This window comes from Parabacteroides provencensis (genome assembly GCF_900232875.1).
GTDB classification, from domain to species: domain Bacteria; phylum Bacteroidota; class Bacteroidia; order Bacteroidales; family Tannerellaceae; genus Parabacteroides; species Parabacteroides chinchillae.
Map to the genome: position 1 here is coordinate 287,680 of NZ_LT960489.1, position 21,936 is coordinate 309,615.

Annotated in this window: 14 protein-coding genes and 1 tRNA gene; 10 read left to right on the forward strand and 5 right to left on the reverse strand. The window is 40.6% G+C overall.

The window, feature by feature from the left end:
• Window positions 1–40: 40 nt before the first annotated feature.
• The 5 genes from CTY47_RS08140 (at window position 41) to CTY47_RS08160 (ending at window position 10,041) form a co-directional block, all read left to right on the forward strand.
• On the forward strand, window positions 41–5,686 hold the full coding sequence (locus CTY47_RS08140) for an alpha-2-macroglobulin family protein (protein ID WP_099464287.1): 5,646 nt from the start codon (window positions 41–43) through the stop codon (window positions 5,684–5,686).
• Window positions 5,687–5,764: 78 nt separating this feature from the next.
• Entirely contained in the window at window positions 5,765–6,142 is a 378-nt protein-coding gene (locus tag CTY47_RS08145) for a DUF1573 domain-containing protein (RefSeq protein WP_099464288.1), read from the forward strand.
• 27 nt (window positions 6,143–6,169) lie between these two features.
• Complete coding sequence (locus CTY47_RS08150; RefSeq protein ID WP_099464289.1) at window positions 6,170–7,279, forward strand: DUF1573 domain-containing protein; 1,110 nt, start codon at window positions 6,170–6,172, stop codon at window positions 7,277–7,279.
• A 38-nt stretch (window positions 7,280–7,317) separates the two neighbouring features.
• Window positions 7,318–8,421, forward strand: coding sequence for a methylmalonyl Co-A mutase-associated GTPase MeaB (gene meaB / locus CTY47_RS08155; protein ID WP_099464290.1), 1,104 nt, complete (start codon window positions 7,318–7,320; stop codon window positions 8,419–8,421).
• Window positions 8,422–8,583: 162 nt separating this feature from the next.
• Window positions 8,584–10,041, forward strand: coding sequence for an IS1182 family transposase (locus tag CTY47_RS08160; RefSeq protein WP_099464291.1), 1,458 nt, complete (start codon window positions 8,584–8,586; stop codon window positions 10,039–10,041).
• 213 nt (window positions 10,042–10,254) lie between these two features.
• Here the strand turns inward: CTY47_RS08160 and pfkA are convergent, their stop codons facing one another.
• The 5 genes from pfkA to porQ all read right to left on the reverse strand — a co-directional run bounded on the left by pfkA (window position 10,255) and on the right by porQ (window position 18,120).
• Complete coding sequence (gene pfkA / locus CTY47_RS08165) at window positions 10,255–11,235, reverse strand: 6-phosphofructokinase (protein ID WP_099464292.1); 981 nt, start codon at window positions 11,233–11,235, stop codon at window positions 10,255–10,257.
• 97 nt (window positions 11,236–11,332) lie between these two features.
• Window positions 11,333–12,205, reverse strand: coding sequence for a 4-hydroxy-3-methylbut-2-enyl diphosphate reductase (locus tag CTY47_RS08170; RefSeq protein ID WP_099464850.1), 873 nt, complete (start codon window positions 12,203–12,205; stop codon window positions 11,333–11,335).
• 19 nt (window positions 12,206–12,224) lie between these two features.
• Entirely contained in the window at window positions 12,225–12,917 is a 693-nt protein-coding gene (gene cmk / locus CTY47_RS08175; RefSeq protein WP_099464293.1) for a (d)CMP kinase, read from the reverse strand.
• 246 nt (window positions 12,918–13,163) lie between these two features.
• Window positions 13,164–16,265, reverse strand: coding sequence for a DUF6383 domain-containing protein (locus tag CTY47_RS17585; protein WP_099464295.1), 3,102 nt, complete (start codon window positions 16,263–16,265; stop codon window positions 13,164–13,166).
• Window positions 16,266–17,118: 853 nt separating this feature from the next.
• Window positions 17,119–18,120, reverse strand: coding sequence for a type IX secretion system protein PorQ (porQ, locus tag CTY47_RS08190; protein ID WP_099464296.1), 1,002 nt, complete (start codon window positions 18,118–18,120; stop codon window positions 17,119–17,121).
• Between the two features lie 211 nt (window positions 18,121–18,331).
• Between porQ and CTY47_RS08195 the strand changes: the two genes are divergently transcribed.
• From CTY47_RS08195 to CTY47_RS08215, 5 genes are all read left to right on the forward strand, one after another.
• Complete coding sequence (locus tag CTY47_RS08195; RefSeq protein WP_099464297.1) at window positions 18,332–19,024, forward strand: energy transducer TonB; 693 nt, start codon at window positions 18,332–18,334, stop codon at window positions 19,022–19,024.
• 88 nt (window positions 19,025–19,112) lie between these two features.
• The gene (locus CTY47_RS08200) at window positions 19,113–20,087 is read left to right on the forward strand and encodes a polyprenyl synthetase family protein (protein WP_099464298.1); all 975 of its coding nucleotides are present in this window, start codon (window positions 19,113–19,115) and stop codon (window positions 20,085–20,087) included.
• Window position 20,088: 1 nt separating this feature from the next.
• On the forward strand, window positions 20,089–20,874 hold the full coding sequence (locus CTY47_RS08205) for a TatD family hydrolase (RefSeq protein ID WP_099464299.1): 786 nt from the start codon (window positions 20,089–20,091) through the stop codon (window positions 20,872–20,874).
• A gap of 147 nt (window positions 20,875–21,021) precedes the next feature.
• Window positions 21,022–21,109, forward strand: a tRNA-Ser gene (locus CTY47_RS08210).
• A gap of 76 nt (window positions 21,110–21,185) precedes the next feature.
• Window positions 21,186–21,932 (forward strand): MotA/TolQ/ExbB proton channel family protein, encoded by a 747-nt coding sequence (locus tag CTY47_RS08215; RefSeq protein WP_099464300.1) that lies wholly within the window; start codon window positions 21,186–21,188, stop codon window positions 21,930–21,932.
• Window positions 21,933–21,936 lie beyond the last annotated feature (4 nt).

Consider the following 21,936-nt stretch of genomic DNA (forward strand, 5'->3'; position numbering starts at 1 on the left):
CTGTTGACAATGCATAATTGTCAATTAAAAAAGTAAAGATATGAAGATAAGAGCATTTGTTGTTTCAATCCTGATCGTTTGCGGTATAACAGCCGGCATACTATATGCCGGAGCAACTAAACAATCGGCTAACCAAAAGGCAATTACAGAAGCAATACAATCACAAAACACTGCTGCGCTGATTCAATCATTGATAACAAAAATGAAGAATCAGCTGGAGAAAAACGATGATACATTTCCCGAGTTAATAAAAGAAGTAGAAACGTATACAAAGGCTTGCAACGATTCGGCCTCATCTGCCATTCTTCATTCAATGGTAGCGGAAATGTTCAATCATTATTATAATCAAAACCAATGGAACATTAATCAGCGCACTGACTTGGCAGGCTATGTTCCCGAAGACATTCGTGAATGGACGGCAAATCTTTTCACAAACAAAATAAAAGAAGAGCTGACAACATCTTTACAACCAGCCTCTTTACTACAACAGACACCTATAGATAAATATAAAACCATTCTGATTACAGGCAAAAATTCAAGCAATTTACGGCCAACATTATACGATTTCCTGATTTTCCGTGCTATTGAGATACAGCCGTCCGATGCTCTTTATCAGGAATTACTGGCATTCCGTCGCAATCAACCAAATAAAAAAGCACTTTTGCTGGATGAATTAGATTATTTGCGTTACCAATACGATCAATATGGTGTTCAGAACCGCAACCAATACGAAGCCAGTCTTGATAGTTTAATGAAAATATATGCCGGTCAGGATATATCCAACGAAATCCGCATAGCCAAAGTTGCCTTGCTACAGCAAACACCATACAGGTATGCTCAAAACAATATGTATGCCGATTCATTAAAAGCTTTACAATATATCATATGTAAACAGGGGATCAGCGAATTTCCCAATTATAATCGTACCGGTTCGCTAAAAAATTCACTCGATCAGCTAACCTTACCTACAATGAACGCAGAAGTAAACAAAACGGTCTATCCCGGTAAGAATCTGCAAGTCGCTTTACGTTATACAAACGTCCCGCAGGTTTCAATCAAAATATATCAAAGTTTACGTACTCCCGAAGAAGTCTATTTATATTCGGGAAACAAGAAGAATATGGGACAACTGGTGAAAGAAGTAAGCTATACTCTTCCTGTTTATACACCATATGGAAGTGCTGATACTACATTATCTATCCCAATGGATAAACCGGGGCTTTACGAATGTGAAATTATAGCTAAAAGTAAAACAACCGGCCAATTCAAAATAAAGAATATATTCAGTGTAAGCCGCCTGGCTACAGTTCACCGCAACTCACCTTCGGGAGAACGGGAAATATGGGTAACAGATTATGAATCCGGTAAACCTGTAAAGGATGCTTCCGTCATCTATTATAGCCAGCCTAATAATAAACTAGTTTCGTTAGGAACTATCAAAACAGATAAAGATGGCCTGGCAACTTTACCTTTAAACAAACAAATTGCCGCTTACCGTGCAATTCTTTCAAACGACACAAAAACAATTCCTACGTTTGTTTATCCGAGAGGCGCTTATCGTTCAAATGATAAAAGTGCCACAAAATTGTCTCTTTTTACAGACAGGGGAATTTATCGTCCGGGACAAACCGTATTCTTTAAAGGCATCGCTTACGTAGAAAGCACGGACAATCCACATGTGGTTGCCGGACAAACATTTACAGTTAGTTTCCGGGATGCAAACAATAAAGAAATTGCAAACAAAGCATATAAAACAAATGAGTTTGGCTCTTTCAATGGAGAATTTACCATTCCTAAACAAGGGTTGAGCGGAACATTTACCGTCAATTGCAATAATGTAAACACTTATATCCGGGTAGAAGAATATAAACGGCCGACCTTTGAAGTGGAAATAGAACCTTTAAAAGAGGAAGTGTCTTTCGGACATCCAATCACCATTCAAGGCAAAGCACAAACCTACTCAGGCGTAGCTTTACAAAACGGACAAATCACATGGCGTATCAATAACCGCCCGTTCTGGTTGCGTGGTAGCATGTATGGCTATTTTAATTATTCATCCGACCAGGTTGCCAATGGTACAGCTCAATTGGATGACAAAGGGAACTTCTCTATTCCGTTCGTTCCCGAAAAAAATTATAGCGGACGCCCATCTTACCAAAGCTACGAAGTAATTGCAACACTGACCGACAGCAAAGGAGAAACACAAGAAGCCCGGTATACCTTCTCTGTAGGTGATACAGGTATATTACTCCTTATCGATATGCCGTCTAAAATGGATAAAGATTCCGCCAAAGTAGCTATCTCTGCCCGCACAGTCAACAATAGAGAAGTTTCGACAAATGGGACATTCACTATTTATACTTTGCTTGGCGAGCCTTCAGACGGTCAACAAAATATTGACAATTTAAAAACAGGTAAACAAGTTGTTTCCGGTAATTTTACATCCGGCGAACCATTGCCAAAGTCTGCATTCAGCCAATTACCCTCCGGGCGTTATCGTCTGGAAGTGAAAGCTATCGACAAAAACGGGCAAACGGTAAAAATGGAGCAAGACGTTGTCTTGTATGATAAACATGATAAACGTCCTCCTGTATTCAGTCACACCTGGCTGGTTACAGAGAAAACAAGTTGCCTGCCCGGAGAAGATGCCCGTTTTATATTTGGCACATCCGACCAGAAAGCTTCAGTTTTGTATGAAATATACAACAATGGTAAATGTATAGAACGCAGGTTAATCGAAATGAGCGACGAGAATCGTGACTTCCGTATTCCATTCAAAACCGAATATGGAAATGGGATTGTAGTTTCTCTCACCTTTGTAAAAGAAGGAAAGATGTACACAACTCAGGTTCAGATACAACGTTATCAGCCCAACCGGCAACTCACCATCCTGACAGAAACATTCCGGGATCATTTGTTGCCGGGAAGTAAAGAAAACTGGAAATTCCGTATTCTGGATGCCGATTCTATCGCTGTATCAGCGGAAGTTTTAGCCAGCATGTATGATGCTTCGCTAGATCAACTCACACCGTTTAACTGGGCATTCCGGCCGGTTCCTTACATATCTTTACAAGCTCCCCGGTTCGTCGCAGGAAATGGTTTCGGTACAGATACAGGTTACGGTTCGGCTAAAATAGTCTGGCAAACGGTTCCCGAATATATATACGACCGCCTGAACTGGCAAGGAGTGTTGGACATGGGATTCAGATATAACCGGTTATATTCTACACGTGCTGCATTTGGAGGTGCGGTTATGAAGTCGGCTCCAATGGCAGAACAAGCTGTCATAGCTACTGATGCAATCGTAGCCGAAAGCGAAGATGCACCAGTCCATCAAAATCTCTCTAATGAAAGTTCAGCCCCCGCCCAAGGAAATAAGGCTAGTATTAGAAGCGATTTTGCCGAAACTGCATTTTTCTATCCTGCATTGGTTACCGATGCTGCCGGCAATGTTGCATTCGGCTTTACCATGCCGGAAAGCAATACAACCTGGAAACTACAATTACTGGCACAGACGGAGGGCTTGAAATATGGTTACCTGTCCAAAGAAGTGGTGACCAGCAAACCTCTGATGGTATTGCCCAACCTTCCACGTTTCATGCGGCAAGGCGACCAGGTTACAATCAGTACGCAAGTTATCAACCAATCGAATAAGGAAATAACAGGACGCGTCAGCCTGGAATTATTCGATCCGGAAAATGACCAACCGGTTGTTTGTCTTACAAAGGCACAAAAACCGTTCACTTTATCGGCAGACAGCATTACGGCTGTACAATGGACTGTACCTGTACCTAAACATATCAGCTTGCTAGGTTGTCGTATTGTAGCCGAATCAAATAACGGCAGCGATGGAGAACAACACCTCGTCCCGATTCTTTCCAATCAAATATTGGTGACTGAAAGTACTCCTTTCTATCTGATAGGCAATGGTAAAAAACAAATACAACTTACTGAGAGCAAGGATGTAAAACCTTTCCGTTACACATTAGAGCTTAGTGCTAATCCTGTTTGGTACGCTGTGCAAGCTCTGCCAACATTGACAGAACCGGATAACGACAATATTCTCTCTTGGTTTGCCTCTTATTATAGCAATACATTAGCAAGCTACATTACCCGGTCGCATCCGCGCATCCAGCAGGTTATCAGCCAATGGACGGCAAAAGGAGGAGATGCCTCCACCCTGCTTTCCAATCTGGAGAAGAATCAGGAACTGAAAAACATCCTTCTGGAAGAAACTCCCTGGGTACTTGCTGCCAATAGCGAAACAGAACAGAAGCAACGTCTTTCCGTACTATTCGATTTAAACCGTGCTGCAGGACAACGTGAAGCTGCATTACAACATTTATTGCAAGAACAAAATCCGGACGGCGGATGGAGTTGGTTCAAAGGATTCCCCGGAAGCCGGAATATAACGTTAACAATACTGAAAGGCATGTCACAACTGACACAGATGAATGCTATCCAATACGAAGAGCAGGAAAAACGTATGCAAATAAAAGCCTTGAATTTCCTGGATCAACGAATGGAAGAAGACTATAACCAACTGATAAAAACAGAAAAGAGCTGGCAGAATAGCCGCCCTTCATCGGAACAAATAGATTATTTATTCGTACGCAGTAGCTACCGTGACATCCCGGAACTGGGCAGTGCCCGCGAAGCAATCCGCTTTTATACAGCTCAAGCGGCTAAATACTGGAACAAAGAATCGCTATATAATAAAGGGGAAATTGCATTGCTAATGTATCGTAATGGGAAAAAAGATGTTGCAAACGATATTCTTGCCTGGTTACGTAAAACAGCCACAAGCTCCGAAGTAAAAGGTATGTATTGGGCAAATAACCGGACGACAAGCAACTATTTCACATCTCCGATTGATACGCACTGCATGTTGATGTCTGCATTCTATGAGATTTCACCAAACACAAAGGAAACTGATCGGATAAAACAATGGCTTCTGAACCAAAAACGCACTCAGAACTGGGAATCTGCTCCATCTACTGTCAACGCAATCTATGCATTACTATTGACAGGCAGTGACTGGCTAAATGAAAATAATACATGCACCGTTCAGTGGGGAGGAAAATCATTCGATACAACCAATAGCGTTACAGCTCTCGGATATATCAAAGAAGTAATCCCGCAAAACGACATCACTCCGTCTATGAATACAATTACTATTCAGAAAGAAGGAGATACGCCTGCCTGGGGTGCGGTATACAATCAGTACTTCCAGTCTATTGATAAAGTCACAAAGCAGAAAGGTGTATTAAATATAGAAAAGAAATTGTTCATCGAATCCAACAGCGGAGATGGTTTACAAATCACACCGGTAAGCAATAACCAAAAGTTACATGTAGGAGACAAAGTAATAGTACGGCTGGTAATCCGTAATGATCAGAGTATGGATTATGTTGCCTTAAAAGACCTGCGCGCAGGATGTTTCGAGCCTGCTCAACAATTGTCGGGAGCAGAGTATCGTGACGGCGTCTGGTTCTACCGTTCGCCTGAAGATGTTTCTGAAAACTTTTTCTTCAATCATCTGCCACAAGGTACTTTTGTACTGGAATATGCAGTATATGTAGTGCGTGAAGGACAATATTCGGGAGGCATAAGTACTATTCAATGTCTCTACGCACCCGAATTCATATCACGCACCGAAGGGGAAATGATAACAGTCTATAATTAATATTAATGGTTAATGGTGCGCCATTAACCATTAATTCTTTATATTTGCCCCATAAACAACATTAAAGTAAAAAGAAAGATGAAACAGATTATTTTTATTTTTATGGCGATTTTGCTAGCTACAGGTATAGCTTCTGCCCAGCAGAAAGCTGTCATCTCAGCAGAAACAACAACACACGATTTCGGAGACATAAAAGAAGCCAACGGAAAGGTTTCCCATACCTTCCAGATATCAAATACAGGAGATGCCCCTCTGGTAATCACTCGCGTAATAGCATCTTGCGGATGTACAACCCCTGAATGGACAAAGGAGCCGATTGCTCCCGGTAAGTCTGGCAATATTAAAATCACATACGATCCGGCCGGACGTCCCGGTCCTTTTGCAAAAACAATTTCTGTTTACAGCAATGGCAAAACAGGTAGTTATATACTAACTATCCGGGGTAATGTAGAATAATAAAAACAGTTAAACCAAAAGCAAGAAATGCTGAACGTCAAAAAGATTGTTCTTATTTTTATCAGTACGCTGCTTTTTGTCTCGGCCAAAGCCCAGAATAATCCAATTATCAGCGCAGACGAGCTAACCTACAACTTCGGGACAATAGCCGAAGCCGAAGGGTTGGCAAGTCATATTTTTACTATAAAAAATACAGGAAACAGCCCGCTCGTTATCACCCGTATAACTGCTTCTTGCGGATGTACCCAACCTGAATGGACAAAAGAACCTATCGCCCCGGGCAAAACAGGAGAAGTAAAAGTAACCTACAATCCCAAAGGCCGTCCGGGTCCGTTTTACAAAACAATTTCGATATTCAGCAATGGTAAGAAAGGCAGCTACTCCCTTGCTATCAAAGGAAATGTTACGCCTAAACCTTCAAATCCTGTCTTTTCTTATCCGTATTCAATAGGAGATTTGAAATTAACTTCCAAAACAATCCTGTATAATACCGTACGGCCGGAAGAAATATTGGGAGAAAAAATCAATATTACAAATAACGGTAAAACATCACTGACAATACATGTAGGCAAAGCGCCTCAGTATTTAACAGTAAACGTTCAGCCGGCAACATTGCAACCCGAAGAGACCGGAGAGATCACCTTCCTTCTGAATGCCGGTGCAGCCAAAAGAAAAGGACGTATCACAACCGATATTCCATTGGAAGTAGCCTCTATCGGCCAAAAAGAAGTTTCCGACAAGATTCATATTGCAGCAAACATTGTTGACAATTTCACAAAGCTTTCCGCAGCAGAAAAAGCACAGGCTCCCGTAGCCCAACTTTCAGGAACATTGCTGGATTTTGGTAAACTTCCGGAGAAAGGGAGCATTCTACCTCTGATTAAAGCTAAAATAACCGGAACATTCGATATTACGAACAATGGTAAATCCACTCTTGTTATTTATAGTGCAAGCTGCGATGACGAGTTGATAGACATATCAGGAGGTAAAAAAGAAATTAAACCGGGAGAAACGGCAACCTATAAAGTCACAATTCGTCCCCGTGAAATAAAAGCGAAGCTGGAAGCCCTTATCAATATCGTTTGTAACGACCCGAACGGTCCGGTACGTCTGATTAAAATAACAGCTCAGAAATAATAAAACAATGTGTTGCGACACATTAAATAATTATTTATATGGAACATCCCGAAAACAACGATTTATATAAAGGATTAAAAGTAAACCAAGGCGTAGCCGACGTTCCGACTGTAAATCCTTATATGAAGAAACGTTTGCAACGTAAACAATATACCGTATCCGAGTATGTAGAAGGTATCCTAAAAGGAAATATCACCATATTAAGCCAGGCAGTTACCTTGGTTGAAAGCTCAAAACACGAACACCAGAAGATAGCGCAAGAAATTATTGAGAAATGTCTTTCCCACGCAGGAAAGTCAGTTCGTATCGGTATAACGGGAGTACCGGGAGCCGGAAAAAGCACGTCTATCGATTCTTTTGGAATGCACCTGATAAACGAAGGACGCAAGCTGGCAGTACTAGCCATCGACCCAAGCAGCGAGCGTTCCAAAGGAAGTATATTAGGAGACAAAACCCGCATGGAAGCTCTATCCAGAGAGAAAAACGCATTCATCCGTCCTTCACCGTCAGCCGGTTCATTAGGAGGAGTTGCCCGTAAAACCCGTGAAACAATTGTTTTATGCGAGGCTGCCGGTTTCGACACAGTCTTTGTAGAAACAGTCGGGGTTGGCCAAAGTGAAACAGCCGTTCACTCCATGGTAGATTTCTTTCTGTTAATCCAGTTATCAGGTACAGGCGACGAACTCCAGGGTATCAAACGCGGTATCATGGAAATGGCAGATGGTATTATTATCAACAAAGCGGATGGAGACAACATTGACAAAGCAAACTTAGCAGCCGCACAATTCCGCAATGCCTTGCATCTTTTTCCGCCAGCCGAATCAGGGTGGTTTCCCAAAGTATTGACCTATTCCGGTTATTATAATTTAGGAATCAAAGAGATTTGGGATATGGTAGGCGAATATATGGCTTTCACTAAAAAGAACGGATATTTCTATTTCAAGCGAAACGAGCAAGCGAAGTATTGGATGTATGAAAGTATCAATGATACATTACGGGATACATTCTATCACAACCCGGCTGTAGAAAGCATGCTGGAAACAACGGAAAAGCAGGTATTAAATAATGAAATCAGTTCTTTCATAGCAGCAAAAAAAATGATGGATTTATTCTTAGACAACCTGAAAGGGACAAATAAATAAGACAAGTTCAGATACCAAATAAAAAAGCCTCAGGGTAAATCGAGGGCACTGAAAAAGTATCTCTCCATTGATGGAATCTAAAATTCATCGGCATATATTCAAGTGATAAACTTGTGTATGTGCCGATTTTTTAGTAACTTTATGGTACATAATCAGAGAGATATGTTACCACTACAACGAACCATTCAGTTCAGCGATTATGCTGATTTATATGATTTGATCCTCCCTAAGGATAACCTGTTGCGGCAAATCAATGATTTAATAGACTTCTCTTTTATCCACCAGGAGCTGGTAGATAAGTATTGTCAGGACAATGGCAGAATGGCAGAAAGCTCAGTACGGATGTTCAAGTATCTTTTGTTGAAGACGATCTATGACATTTCAGACGTTGATGTGGTAGAACGTTCCAGATATGACATGTCTTTCAAATACTTCCTTGATATGAATCCGGAGGAAACAGATTTGATCAATCCGAGTTCACTGTGTAAATTTCGCAAGTTGCGGCTTAAAGATAAGGATCTGCTCGATATGCTTATCGGTAAAACAGTGAGTATAGCCATAGAGAAAGATATTATCAAGTCACGCACGATAATAGTTGATGCCACCCACACCGGCTCACGGAGCAATCCTTGGTCTTCCCTGGAGATATTGCGGTTACGCTCCAAGCATTTACGTAAAAGCATCTATAACACTGACGATCGGATAAAGGGTTCTCTTCCAGAAAAGAACACGGTTGATGATATTGAACACGAGCTTGGCTATACAAAGGCGTTGATTGACGTGGTGGGTTCAAATCCCGCATTGGCCGAGGTCCCTACGATTAAAGAACGGCTGAACATGCTCAAGGAGGTATTGTCGGATATCGAGGATCATTATGTGACTTCCAAGGATGGGGATGCGCGGATGGGCCATAAAAGCACGGATGATTCCTTCTTTGGTTACAAGACTCATATTGCCATGAGTGACGAACGCATCATCACTGCTGCGACTGTCACTTCTGGAGAAAAGGGAGACGGTCCACAACTTCAGGAACTTGTGGAGCAGAGCCGTGCAAACGGTATGGAAGTGGAGACAGTTGTAGGAGATACCGCATATTCGGGTAAGGACAACATTATTTTATCCAATGATGAAGCGAATGGATTTAAGCTGGTGGCAAGACTAAACCCGATGATAAGCAATGGTGCACGTAAAGATGAAGATAAATTCGAATTTAACAAGGATGCCGGAATGTTTGTATGTCCGGCCGGACACATGGCGATAAGGCGTGCCCGGCAAGGGAAAAAGAATCAGGCTAAAAACCAGGTTATGGTATATTACTTCGATGTAGAGAAGTGTAAGCCATGTTCACGAAGAAACGGCTGCTACAAGGACGGAGCCAGGACAAAAACATATGCCGTACAAATCCAATGCGAGCAACACAAGCGACAAGCCGACTTCGAGAAGTCCGATGAATTCAGAGAGAAGGCTAAAATCCGGTATAAGATAGAAGCCAAGAACTCAGAATTAAAAAACGTATTAGGTTATGACCGGGCCTGGGCGTATGGCATAGATTGCATGCGAATGCAAGGCGCTATGGTTATTTTCGTAGCCAACATCAAGAGAATCCTCAAATTAAGTTAATGATTAATGGAAAATATGTTTTTTAAGTTAGCCCATTTGAAGTCTTTTGGGGAAACAATCTAAGCCAATAGCGAACCATCCTTCTAAAAAAATAAAATTCGCCAAATCCAATTGAATGAACTTGGCGAACCTTTTGTTTTGCCTCATCGGAAGAGGAATGCTGAAAAATTGTATATTTTTCAGTGCCCTCGGTAAATCCTGAGGCTTTTTTATTTAGATTGATGCAACCCGCAACGTATTCAGCAAGTCGCGGTTTATTGGTTTATCATTTTTAATAGCTTTCGAGAACGGAACGTAGACTATCTGGTCATTCTGGATACCCATCATAACATTACGCTGATCGTCCAACAAAGCATCGATAGCAGCTACTCCCATACGTGTTGCCAAAATACGGTCCTGTGCAGAAGGGGAACCGCCACGCTGCAAATGCCCCAGAATAGAAACACGCACATCAAACTGAGGATATTCTTTTTTGACACGCTCTGCAACACCTATAGCACCGCCCGTTACTTCACTTTCGGCAACCAGCACAATACTACTGTTTTTAGATTTACGGAAGCCCGTCTCTATCATTTCGGCCAACTGGTCTTTCTCCAAAGATATTTCCGGTATAATTGCCGCTTCCGCACCTGAAGCTATAGCCCCGTTCAATGCAAGGAAACCCGCATCACGGCCCATTACCTCAACAAAGAACAAACGATCATGTGACGTAGCTGTATCACGTATTTTATCTACACACTCCATGATAGTATTCAAGGCTGTATCATAACCGATGGTAACATCCGTACCATATAAATCGTTGTCAATAGTACCTGGCAAACCGATAACCGGCAAATCAAACTCCTGGGCAAAGATACGTGCACCGGTCAATGTTCCATCACCACCGATAGCCACTAATGCATCAATGCCATGTTCTTTCAATTTATCATATGCTTGCTTACGGCCTTCCGGAGTTTTAAATTCGTCGCAACGGGCAGTTTTAAGAATTGTACCGCCCCGCTGAATGATATTACTTACATTGGAAGTCTTAAACTCTGCGATTTCATCTGTTATCAATCCTTTGAATCCACGATATATGCCTTTCACAGCCATTCCATTATATATAGCGGAACGTGTTACTGCACGAATGGCTGCATTCATCCCGGGAGCATCGCCTCCGGATGTTAAAATACCTATACACTTAACTGTAGACATAGCGTCTTTTTATTTTAATTGTTCGTGGCAAAAGTAATAAATAAAAGCCAACATGCTATCCTTTTCCACGAAACTTCATATAATCTTAATCATTTTATCATCCCTTAGCATTCAATTCCTTGATCCTTTCGGCTACCTTTTCCATTAACCACTTAGGTGTAGATGTGGCGCCACATACGCCCACACGTTTCACGCCTTCCGGCAACGGTTCTGTAATTTCTTCCGCATCGGATATAAACAATGAGTTAGGGTTTGCCTTCCGGCATTCTTCAAACAGCATCTTTCCGTTTGAACTTTTCTTTCCGGCAACAAAATAAACCCAATCATGGCTGGATGCAAATGCTTTTATATTGGGTAAACGATTGGCTACCTGGCGGCAAATCGTATCAAAATATTTAAAGGTCACCCCGTCGGCTATTCGTTTTTGTATTTCGGCTACCACATTGCGAAAACCATCCAAAGATTTGGTAGTCTGCGAAAACAAACAAATGCCCCGGTCAAAATCCAGTTTATCCAAATCTTCCACCTTTTCAACAACAATAGCCGTTCCTTCAGTTTGACCAACCAAGCCGTTCACCTCGGCATGGCCTTTTTTTCCATAAATTACCAGCTGAATATTATCGGCCCGCGTTTCAATATAATACTTATGGATTTTACGTTGTAATTGTAATACTACCGGACAAGTAGCGTCTACAATCGTTATATTGTTTTGCACAGCCATTTCATACGTAGAAGGAGGCTCGCCATGGGCACGAAGTAATACTTTCTTCCCTTTCAGCCGGGCAAACTCGTCATGTTCTATCGTTTGCAATCCCATCTCACGAAGACGTTCAACTTCCAGGCTATTATGCACAATATCACCCAAACAATACAAAATGTCCGTATTGTTCAATTCCCTTTCAGCACTTTCTATGGCAGTAACCACACCAAAACAAAAACCGGAACTCTTATCTATCTCTACTTCCAACATTTTTGCAGACAATTGATTGTTAAGAACCGGCAACATTATGGAATTGTTGCAACAACCATAGCTTTTGCTCAGGAATAGTCATGTAAGAATTATCCAGAACCAAAGCATCTTCGGCCTGACGCAACGGACCTTCTTTACGGGTTGAATCTATTTCATCACGCTCTTTGACATTAAGCAATACATCCTCGAAGGTAGATTTGGTATCACCCTTTGCCTTTAATTCATCCAAACGGCGCTGAGCACGTATTTCAGGAGAGGCCGTTACAAATATCTTCAACTCGGCATCAGGATATACCACTGTACCTATATCCCTGCCATCCATTACAACACCTTTCTCCTCTCCCATTTTTTGCTGCAACGGAACCATGGCATGTCTCACAAACGGCAGTGCTGCTATCAAACTAACTTTACCAGCCACTTCCATGCTCCGGATCTCATTTTCTACATTTACCCCATTCAGAAAAGTATCGGAACGTCCTGTTTCAGAATTGAAACGTTGGGTAATACGAATAGTATCCATCGAAGTTCTCAACTTTTCTTCATCAAGCCGGTTGCCGGAGAAAAAACCTTGCTGAATGCTGTATAAGGTGACAGCCCGGTACATAGCTCCCGTATCAATATATGTATATCCTATTTCTTTAGCCAGGTCTTTAGCCATTGTGCTTTTGCCGCAAGAAGAAAATCCGTCTATTGCAATAACTATCTTTTTCATTTTGTATTCACCTTTAAATGAAGTACAAATATACGAAATATCCCAACGATAAAAAAGCCCCGGCAGTTTACACCACCGGAGCCTTTGTTTGTCATACTGTCTTCCTTTCTCCCGAGAGTACCAACAGCCAAAATTTTAATTTTATTACTTTAGTATTAATATCGCTTCATTTGTTCCCCTATCACAAGGTACTTGGGTTAACTCCGCATGAAGCATTAAAATTATTTTAAATAAAAATCGTCTTGTTTACTTCACAACAGCCTTAACTGCTGCTTCACCTTCTACAGCTACGATTACAACGCCCTGAGGAGCAGCAATCACTTCACTGTCTGAAGTTGCAACGATTGTAGTCTTCTGACCTAATACGTTAGATACGATTACTTCCTTACCTGCAGCACCGTAAACTGTTACGTTGCCTTCGCCAGCTACTACACTGATAGTGTTAGCTTCTGTTGATTCGTTGCCGGTTGGAGTATCAACTTTTGTATTCAAACTAAATGAAAGAGGAGCAGTAGCATCCAATTTCAGAACGCCATTAACCTGGCTCAAATACTTATTAGTCTTCAAGTTCTTAACATAGTAAGCACCATCTTCCGGAGTTACCTGGAATGCAAACAACTGGGCAGGAGTTGCCTTCTTAATGTTAATTGTATCGTTGGCCGGCTTAGTTAATGTAGCCGGACGGAATACAACCAAAGAATCTTTTGTTGCACCAATCTGTTTTGCTTTTCTGAACAGGATAGCATTTTCACCATCATTTAATGACATATAGTAGCTCTGTCCGTCTGCCACTTCTTCAGAAGTAAGGTCTGCCACCTGGTTTGTACGAATATAGAACTTAGGTTGATCAACTTGTGTCATATCTGCTGTATCAACAAACATTTTGAAGTTATCTTCCGTATAAGCATCAGCCTTCAGATCTGTTACCGATTTCAATATACCCTCTTTCTTATCATTTACAGAAATTGCCAAAGAAGTATTTGCTGTAGAATAGATACGTGCATGCAAAGGTTTGCTCTTTACTACGTCTGCATATTTAGGCGCATCCGGAACAATGACAGAGAATGTACCAGCCTGGTTTGAAGTATAAGCTGTCTTAATCAATCCCATTGTTGAACCTGAAACCGAGATAATAGAATCTGTATGAGCTGTTGCACTATACAATGAAGCTGCAGAGAATTGCTGAGCATTGTTAGCGTTAAGCTGTCCTGAGATGATAATCAAATCATATTCGCCTTCTTTCAATGTCTGACGGAATACAACAGCAATGGAGTCTGATTTTGCATATCCGTTAGCTGTGTAATCTGTAAACTGACGGAAGTTCGTCATCTTCAGGTTTTCCTTATTTACGTTAACATTTCCATTCGGGAAACCAACCACTTTTTTATCATCGAAACGAGCCTTCAGCAAATAAGCCTGACGTTCGGCATTGTCTGCATCAAATTTATAAGAACCTCCGGCAGCAGGAACCAATGTAAAATAAGTAGCGCCGGCTGTATAATCTTCCATTGCTTTAGCAGCCAAAACAGAGTCGTTCTTGAGATATACGTATGAATCGTTTCCTAACGGGTTGTTGAACTTCAATGCAACAGCCATAGTCTTCAGCTCATCAGCTGTAAAATGCTTGTAACCTACATATTTATCAGTAGCTTTATCATTGTTTACAGCAACAAGGATGATAGAGTCTCCACCAAACTTAAACACATTCTTAATTGTAGTAGTATAAATTTGCTTAGACTTACTCAAACCTGCTATTTCACGGTTTGCAATCGTATAACCGCCAATTGTTTTGCTCACTCTCCACTGAGTAGCCGGAACAAGAGGAGAAACCGTATTGTCGCCACCGTAAGTAACATCACTGTTCATCATAGGAGCAGATGCTGTAGCTTCTGCCCAAGAAGTTGCAGCCGAAGTCATTTTAGCTGTAGCAAATTTTTCTGATACTGCTTTCTTGTCAGCGTGGCTCGTTCCTGCTGTATAATAAGCCATATAATACAAACCTTCTGCAATATCAGCCTTTGTACCGGCACCTAACTGCAAGTTAGCAGGTGTAATATCTGCTGTTTCAGAAATAGGGAACAATGTTACAACCGGAGTTGCTCCTGTAGAACCATACAAAGCGATGTATGCACCCTTTCCAGCAGCAGTTGTTTCACCAACATTTGATCCTGCACACGCATAACCACCAGTTGCTTTTGTCTTTTCAGTAACCTGCACACCACCAGCTAAACCAATCAAGGCATCGCTGCCTTCAACGGCCGGATTACGGAAAAAGTAATATTGGAATACCATTGAGTCGCGACCAAAGGTAAAGGCTTCTGCCAAAAGTCCGTTATAGTCTGTTGCATCAACTCCCAAAGTTCCATCAACACGGCTTGCATATCCGATAGAGTCGCCTGTAACAGTTGTATTCTGAGGCAGTGTATCTAAAGCAAATTTCAAACCAACGCCTACCTTTGTATCGAAAGAGACACCAGCATGAGCAACCGTATCCAATACCAAGAATACATTGCCATTCTTAATATCAGTACCATCGGTCACCTTTTTGCCTTTAACTTCTTTTCCTACAGCTTTCAGATAGACACCGTCCATTTCGGCACCGCCACCACCTGCAGCTTGATCATGATTTCTCGCCTGGATAGCCTGGAATTTTACCTTAGAAAGATTAGCATCCGAACCGGAAACGATTGCATCGCTAACCGACAGTTCAAACCAATCACCACCGTAAGCATTCAAATCGGCTGCTGTCATCTTGATCAAAGCCGGTTCAAAAGCTGCCAAGGTATTTACGCCACCTTTTTTGAAAGTAATTTCAGGTGTGTTAGTAGTGCCATCTGCATTCAGTGCATAATCGCCGCTAACCAATTTAGTTCCGTCCCAAGCCCATTCTGACACAGATCCTTCTGCTACAGATAAATAAGCTGCTTTTTCTTTAGGATCAAGGCTCAACTTAGCTCCTGTTGCTTTATTAACAAACTCGTATGTTTTAATAACAGCCGTGGCATCTTTTACATTAAGTTGCCACAAAGCAGAGTCTACCTGAGCTATCTTACGAGCTTTCAGTTCCTGCGGATTTGAAAATGCATCTAAACGTTCGCCTAAAACAATAGAGATCAAAGAATCTTTCTTTCCATCATAGCTCTTTTCTAACGATAATACGCCACTAGTCAAACCAGATGCCTCAACAGATAAATGATAATATTTACCGGCCACATAAGGTGCTTCCGCTTTTTGTGCATCACCACCGGTCACAGCTCCGTTTTCAATGCTAACAGCACTCTGCGCACTTGCTGATAGTCCACCGGCTACCAGAGCGGCAGCCAAAAGAGTAGAAAATCTTTTGTTCATAATCTAATTAATTAATATTAATAATAGTGTTCATTAAAAGTTCTATAAATCAAAGCGTTTCATTATTCCGAACGCATAAAATATGACTAGGGAAAACGTTGGTCTAGATTAGTCATTTTTTTAGCTGTTTTCGGGTAATTCGTAACCTGAAGCGATTGTTTTGTAATTGATAGCTTATATTCTTGATAAGAAAGCAGATAGGATGATAAAAAAATATTCGAAAAGGGTTGCAGGAATGGAAGAAACATGTACCTTTGCAATGACTAATGAAAACGAACGTTTTCCCTAGTCACTATAATATCTTGATCTACCTACTAAAAATCAACTAATTGAATAACGTAAAACCTGTATTATTCTTCTTATATTGAATAACTAGAGAAATAATATAATAATACTAATTTTACCCAAAGCCTTCACCCACAACAATCCTCAGAGAATAATGACATTTGTAGAATAAAACAGATACATCGATTGAATATTAATATGTATGTACACGCGTACATAAATATAGATATGTAAAAAGAGTCAGGAATATATTGTAAAATGCAAGCGTCTACAAAAAGCAACCTTTCTATCGACTAATATCAAAATAGCTTTTTCTTATTTTGAAACAAGCACTATTTTATCAGAAACATTAGGAACATATATTCTTTTGACCTGGGTCAAAAGAATATATGCACAGGATCTTTTATATAAAAAACAGGCATGATAAACTTAACAGGTAGCGTCCAACTCACTAAGTTTCAAGCATAAAAAAAGGCATAGCCTTATCAATTTCTTTAACAGACAAGGTATGCCCAGTTAATTTCTTCTTGAAAAACAAGACCGTCAAGAAGAATAAAAAATGATTCGGCTAGTTCTTAAAGTCGTCCAAAGTCATAGAAACACTGATCATCAGCGATAATGCGGAAGGGTTATATTTGGCAATAGAAGCTCCCACATCAAACATTTTTATTTTCACTCCCGCCCCGGCAGAAAAACCGGACAAGGCTCCGCCGCCATCACGTAGCTTCATATCCAAACTTGTTTTGGGATTAAAGCCCACACCAATCCAAAAATTGTCGGAAGGAATATAATCGACGCCTATAACAAAATGCTTCACTAAAGCTTTAAAGAAGTTATCTCCCTTATATTCCTGATCGGAATCATCTACATAGTCAAACTTCCACCGGTTTAAATACATTGCCGTTAAAGAAAAACGGATCGGGGCATGCCTCATTTTTTTACTTATACCGGCTTGAATATCCCACGGCATTTTCTGGCGCTTATTATCATAGGGCTTTAATTGCGCTCCGATATTTTTCAACGTAATACCCGCCGAAAATTCTTTTTCGGAGTTATAATAGCTCAACCCGGCATCCACACACAAACCTATAGATGTATAGTCTGCAATAGACGAGTATAAAAACTTTAAGGAAAGACCTCCGCGCCATCTGTCATTCAGGTCGTGAGAGTAAAATCCTACCACACTGATGTCTTTAGCCGAAAAATCGCCTATTATCTGATTCTCTCCGGTTGTCTCTTTTAAATTACCATAACTGAAAAAAGAAGCACCAACTCCCCATGCGCTATGTTCTTTCAGAGCTTTTGTAAAAAGGGCACTTCCGGCATTAACATCCGAAATATAGTTCATATAATTCAGATTTACCATTTTATCCATTTCCGCACCCAATAATGCAGGATTATGAAAGATCAGTGACGGGTCTCTTTCTATTATAGATATATTATGCCCACCCAGGGAATTCACCCTGGCAGAGTTAGGAATCCGAAGAAAATCAAATACTTCATCACCATTCTGCGCCGAAGAAGTTCCGGCGAAAACAAAGATGAATAACACGAATAATATATTTCTCATATTTTTTCAACAAAAAGCATCCAAAGATACATTAATTCAGAAAATTGTCTTTACTTTACACCCGCAAATCAGGAAAAAGCCCTGCTTATTTCCCATGTATACGGTTTCCCATTATCAGAAACGGAAAAAATATCAAAAAGGTATACAACATATAAAATAATTCGTATTTTTGCAGTATTGGAAAACACATATTTTATAACTAAATAGTCATATGGAAATTAAGAAATCACCGAAAGCGGACCTGGAAAAAGGCAAGACAATCAGTACCTTTATGGGACTTGTTGTTGGTTTAGCCATTCTGTTCGTAGGTTTCGAATGGGGAAACCGCGACATTCAGGTAGCAACAGCGAGCGATCAGGTTGCTGACGTAATCGCAGAAGAGGAAATTGAGATTACAAGACCGGAGAATACTCCTCCACCTCCTCCACCTCCACCAGCGCAAGTAGTAGCCGAAGTTTTAACCGTTGTTGATGACGACACCGATCTGGAGCAACAAGATATCGTAACCTCTGAAGACAACCAGAAGGAAGCTCAGCATCAAACATATACACCTCCAGCAGTAGTTGAAGAAGAAGAAGAGTCTGCACAGACGATCTTCACTGTTGTAGAAGAAATGCCAAAGTTCCCGGGTGGTGATGCCGAATTATTGAAATTCCTCGGTAAATCGGTTAAATATCCGGTTATTGCACAGGAAAATGGTATTCAGGGACGTGTAATCTGCTCATTCGTTATCAACCGCGACGGCTCTGTTGTTGACGCAGAAGTAGTTCGCGGTGTAGACCCAGCATTGGACAAAGAGGCTATCCGCGTGGTAAACTCAATGCCTAAATGGACACCGGGTAAGCAGAGAGGTAAACCAGTACGTGTTAAGTATACCGTACCTATCACATTCAGATTGAATTAGTATACAAATAGTATTATCAGAAAAGGCTGCGGACAATATGCAGCCTTTTTTGTTATATTTCATCTTATCACAAAACAAAGATCAATCCATGCTATCATTTAAAGACATATTACAGAGAATTGAAGAAGAAATATCAAACCTTCAATTCAATTATCCTCCCAAAAGTTTATATGATCCGATAGAATACATCTTATCACTTGGAGGGAAAAGAATACGTCCGGCACTGACATTAATGGCGTGCAATATATATAATGCCTCTATCGAGAATGCAATAAAACCAGCTCTGGGACTTGAGGTCTTTCACAACTTTACATTACTGCATGATGATTTGATGGATGAAGCAGACAAAAGAAGAAACAAACCGACCGTCCATAAAGTGTGGAACGCAAATACAGCAATCCTTTCGGGAGATGCCATGCTGATTGCAGCCTACCAGTTAATCGGAGAAACCGAAGCCAGACACTTAAAAGAGATATTGGACTTATTCACTGTTACCGCTCTCGAAATATGCGGCGGGCAACAATATGATATGGAATTCGAATCGCGGATGGATGTAAGCGAAGCCGAATATATTGAAATGATCCGGCTAAAAACAGCCGTTTTGTTAGCTTGCAGCCTAAAAACAGGAGCTATTTTAGGAGGTGCCACCGAGAGTGATGCAAACAACTTATACCAATACGGTATCTATATAGGACTTGCATTCCAATTACAAGATGATTTACTTGACGTTTATGGCGACACAGCCACTTTCGGAAAAAACATCGGAGGAGATATTCTTTGCAATAAGAAAACATTTTTACTTGTCAATGCCCTGCATCTTGCCTCTAAAGAACAAAAGGAAACGATGAATCTATGGTTTGGTAAAAAAACATATAAACCGGAAGAAAAAATCGCATCTTTTACACATATATATGATCAACTGAACCTAAAAACTCTGACTGAGAACAAAATTCAATCTTATTATGACGAAGCAATGAAATGCCTAGACCAACTTAGTGTTTCCGACGAGAAATTATATGTATTGAAAGATGTTTGCGACTGTTTAATGAACCGCCAGTCTTAGTATGAAAATAATAGATACCCACAATCATTTATATTTAGACGATTTTGATCCTGAGCAAGACACTTTAGTCAAAGCCGCACAAGATTCAGGTATTGACACACTTCTTTTACCGAATGTGGATTTAACAACGATAGACCGTATGCATGGTTTATGTGATAAATATCCGGATTTCGCATTCCCTATGATGGGATTACACCCTACAAGTGTAGATGAAAACTATATCGATGCACTTAAAAAGACAGAATCTTATTTAGAAAAGAGGTCATATTGTGCAATTGGAGAAATCGGGATTGATTTATATTGGGATAAAACATATCTGAAAGAACAAAAAATAGTATTCGAAGAACAACTCAGATGGAGCTTGGATTTAAATCTTCCGGTAGCTATTCATACCCGTGAAGCTTTCCAGGAAGTTTTCGATTGTATCCATAAAGTAGGAGCAGATAAGTTGCGAGGGGTATTCCATAGTTTCACAGGAAACGATAAGGAACTTGAAGAAATAAAAAGATTACCCAACTTCATGATTGGCATCAATGGTGTTATCACATTTAAAAATGCCAAATTAGCCGATACGATAAAGCAAACAAGCATTCACCATATCGTTTTAGAAACAGATGCCCCCTATCTTGCACCGGTACCTTACAGAGGCAAAAGAAACGAACCGGCCTACATCTGGAAGACTGCGGAAAAGGTGGCTGAAACATACAATATATCAATAAATGAAGCAGTTTTGACAACCCGCAAAAATGCGCTGGAATTATTTAAAAGCGTAGATAAGCTAATATAGTTATATATTTTTGCAGGTAATCAAAATTTATTTCTCCGATATTGCGTAAATGTCAAGCAAAAACTATAGATTTGTGCACTGAAACGTTTGCATGTGGGAATTTTTTCGTATTTTGCGCTCGTTTTGAAAAGGGAGAAAACTCCGATTGGAGAGATGCTCGAGTGGTTGAAGAGGCACGCCTGGAAAGCGTGTAAACCCCTAAAGGGTTTCGCGGGTTCGAATCCCGCTCTCTCCGCAAATGATACCATGATTATTAATAATAAAAATAAAAACAAATAAGAGAATTATTAATCTTAAAAATTAAACACACAATGAAACAGTTATTTGCAAAAGCATTCTTGGGACTATGTGCCCTTGGAACTTCTACCGTAGCATTCGCGCAGGAAGCAGCAGGCGCTGCTCAACCAGCAGTTGAAGGTGGTTTGTATCAAGCATTAAAAGTTAAATTTATCGAAGGTGGTGCAGACTTCATGAGTACAGTTGCCATCGCTTTGATCTTAGGTTTGGCTTTCTGTTTGGAAAGAATCATTTATTTAAACTTAGCTGAAACAAACGCTACTAAATTATTGAAAGGTATTGAAGATGCTTTGGATAAAGGTGACGTAGAAGCTGCAAAAGCAATCGCTCGTGACACAAGAGGTCCTATCGCTTCTATCGCATACCAAGGTTTGATGAGAATTGACCAGGGTATCGATGTTGTAGAAAAATCTATCGTATCTTACGGTGGTGTTCAGGGTGGTCTTTTGGAAAAGAACATGTCTTGGATCACATTGTTTATCGCAATGGCTCCGTCATTAGGATTCTTGGGTACAGTTGTTGGTATGGTTATGGCGTTCGATAAAATCGAACAGGTTGGTGATATCAGCCCGACGGTTGTTGCTGGTGGTATGAAAGTGGCTTTGATCACAACTGTAGGTGGTTTGATCGTTGCTTTGATCCTTCAGATATTCTATAACTATTTATTGAGCAAATTGGAAGCTATCCTGAACCAGATGGAAGACGCTTCTATCACATTGCTTGACTTGGTTATTAAATACAACCTTAAATTCAAAAAATAATAAG

Excerpts from the sequence above, each read along its gene's own strand:
- CTY47_RS08200 (WP_099464298.1), top strand. The coding sequence starts at position 19,113 with ATGCTATCATTTAAAGACATATTACAGAGAATTGAAGAAGAAATATCA.
- CTY47_RS08150 (WP_099464289.1), top strand. The coding sequence starts at position 6,170 with ATGCTGAACGTCAAAAAGATTGTTCTTATTTTTATCAGTACGCTGCTT.
- CTY47_RS08170 (WP_099464850.1), bottom strand. The coding sequence starts at position 12,205 with ATGTTGGAAGTAGAGATAGATAAGAGTTCCGGTTTTTGTTTTGGTGTG.
- CTY47_RS08145 (WP_099464288.1), top strand. The coding sequence starts at position 5,765 with ATGAAACAGATTATTTTTATTTTTATGGCGATTTTGCTAGCTACAGGT.
- CTY47_RS08215 (WP_099464300.1), top strand. The coding sequence starts at position 21,186 with ATGAAACAGTTATTTGCAAAAGCATTCTTGGGACTATGTGCCCTTGGA.
- CTY47_RS08160 (WP_099464291.1), top strand. The coding sequence starts at position 8,584 with ATGTTACCACTACAACGAACCATTCAGTTCAGCGATTATGCTGATTTA.
- cmk (WP_099464293.1), bottom strand. The coding sequence starts at position 12,917 with ATGAAAAAGATAGTTATTGCAATAGACGGATTTTCTTCTTGCGGCAAA.
- CTY47_RS17585 (WP_099464295.1), bottom strand. The coding sequence starts at position 16,265 with ATGAACAAAAGATTTTCTACTCTTTTGGCTGCCGCTCTGGTAGCCGGT.
- CTY47_RS08205 (WP_099464299.1), top strand. The coding sequence starts at position 20,089 with ATGAAAATAATAGATACCCACAATCATTTATATTTAGACGATTTTGAT.
- meaB (WP_099464290.1), top strand. The coding sequence starts at position 7,318 with ATGGAACATCCCGAAAACAACGATTTATATAAAGGATTAAAAGTAAAC.
- CTY47_RS08140 (WP_099464287.1), top strand. The coding sequence starts at position 41 with ATGAAGATAAGAGCATTTGTTGTTTCAATCCTGATCGTTTGCGGTATA.
- CTY47_RS08195 (WP_099464297.1), top strand. The coding sequence starts at position 18,332 with ATGGAAATTAAGAAATCACCGAAAGCGGACCTGGAAAAAGGCAAGACA.
- porQ (WP_099464296.1), bottom strand. The coding sequence starts at position 18,120 with ATGAGAAATATATTATTCGTGTTATTCATCTTTGTTTTCGCCGGAACT.
- pfkA (WP_099464292.1), bottom strand. The coding sequence starts at position 11,235 with ATGTCTACAGTTAAGTGTATAGGTATTTTAACATCCGGAGGCGATGCT.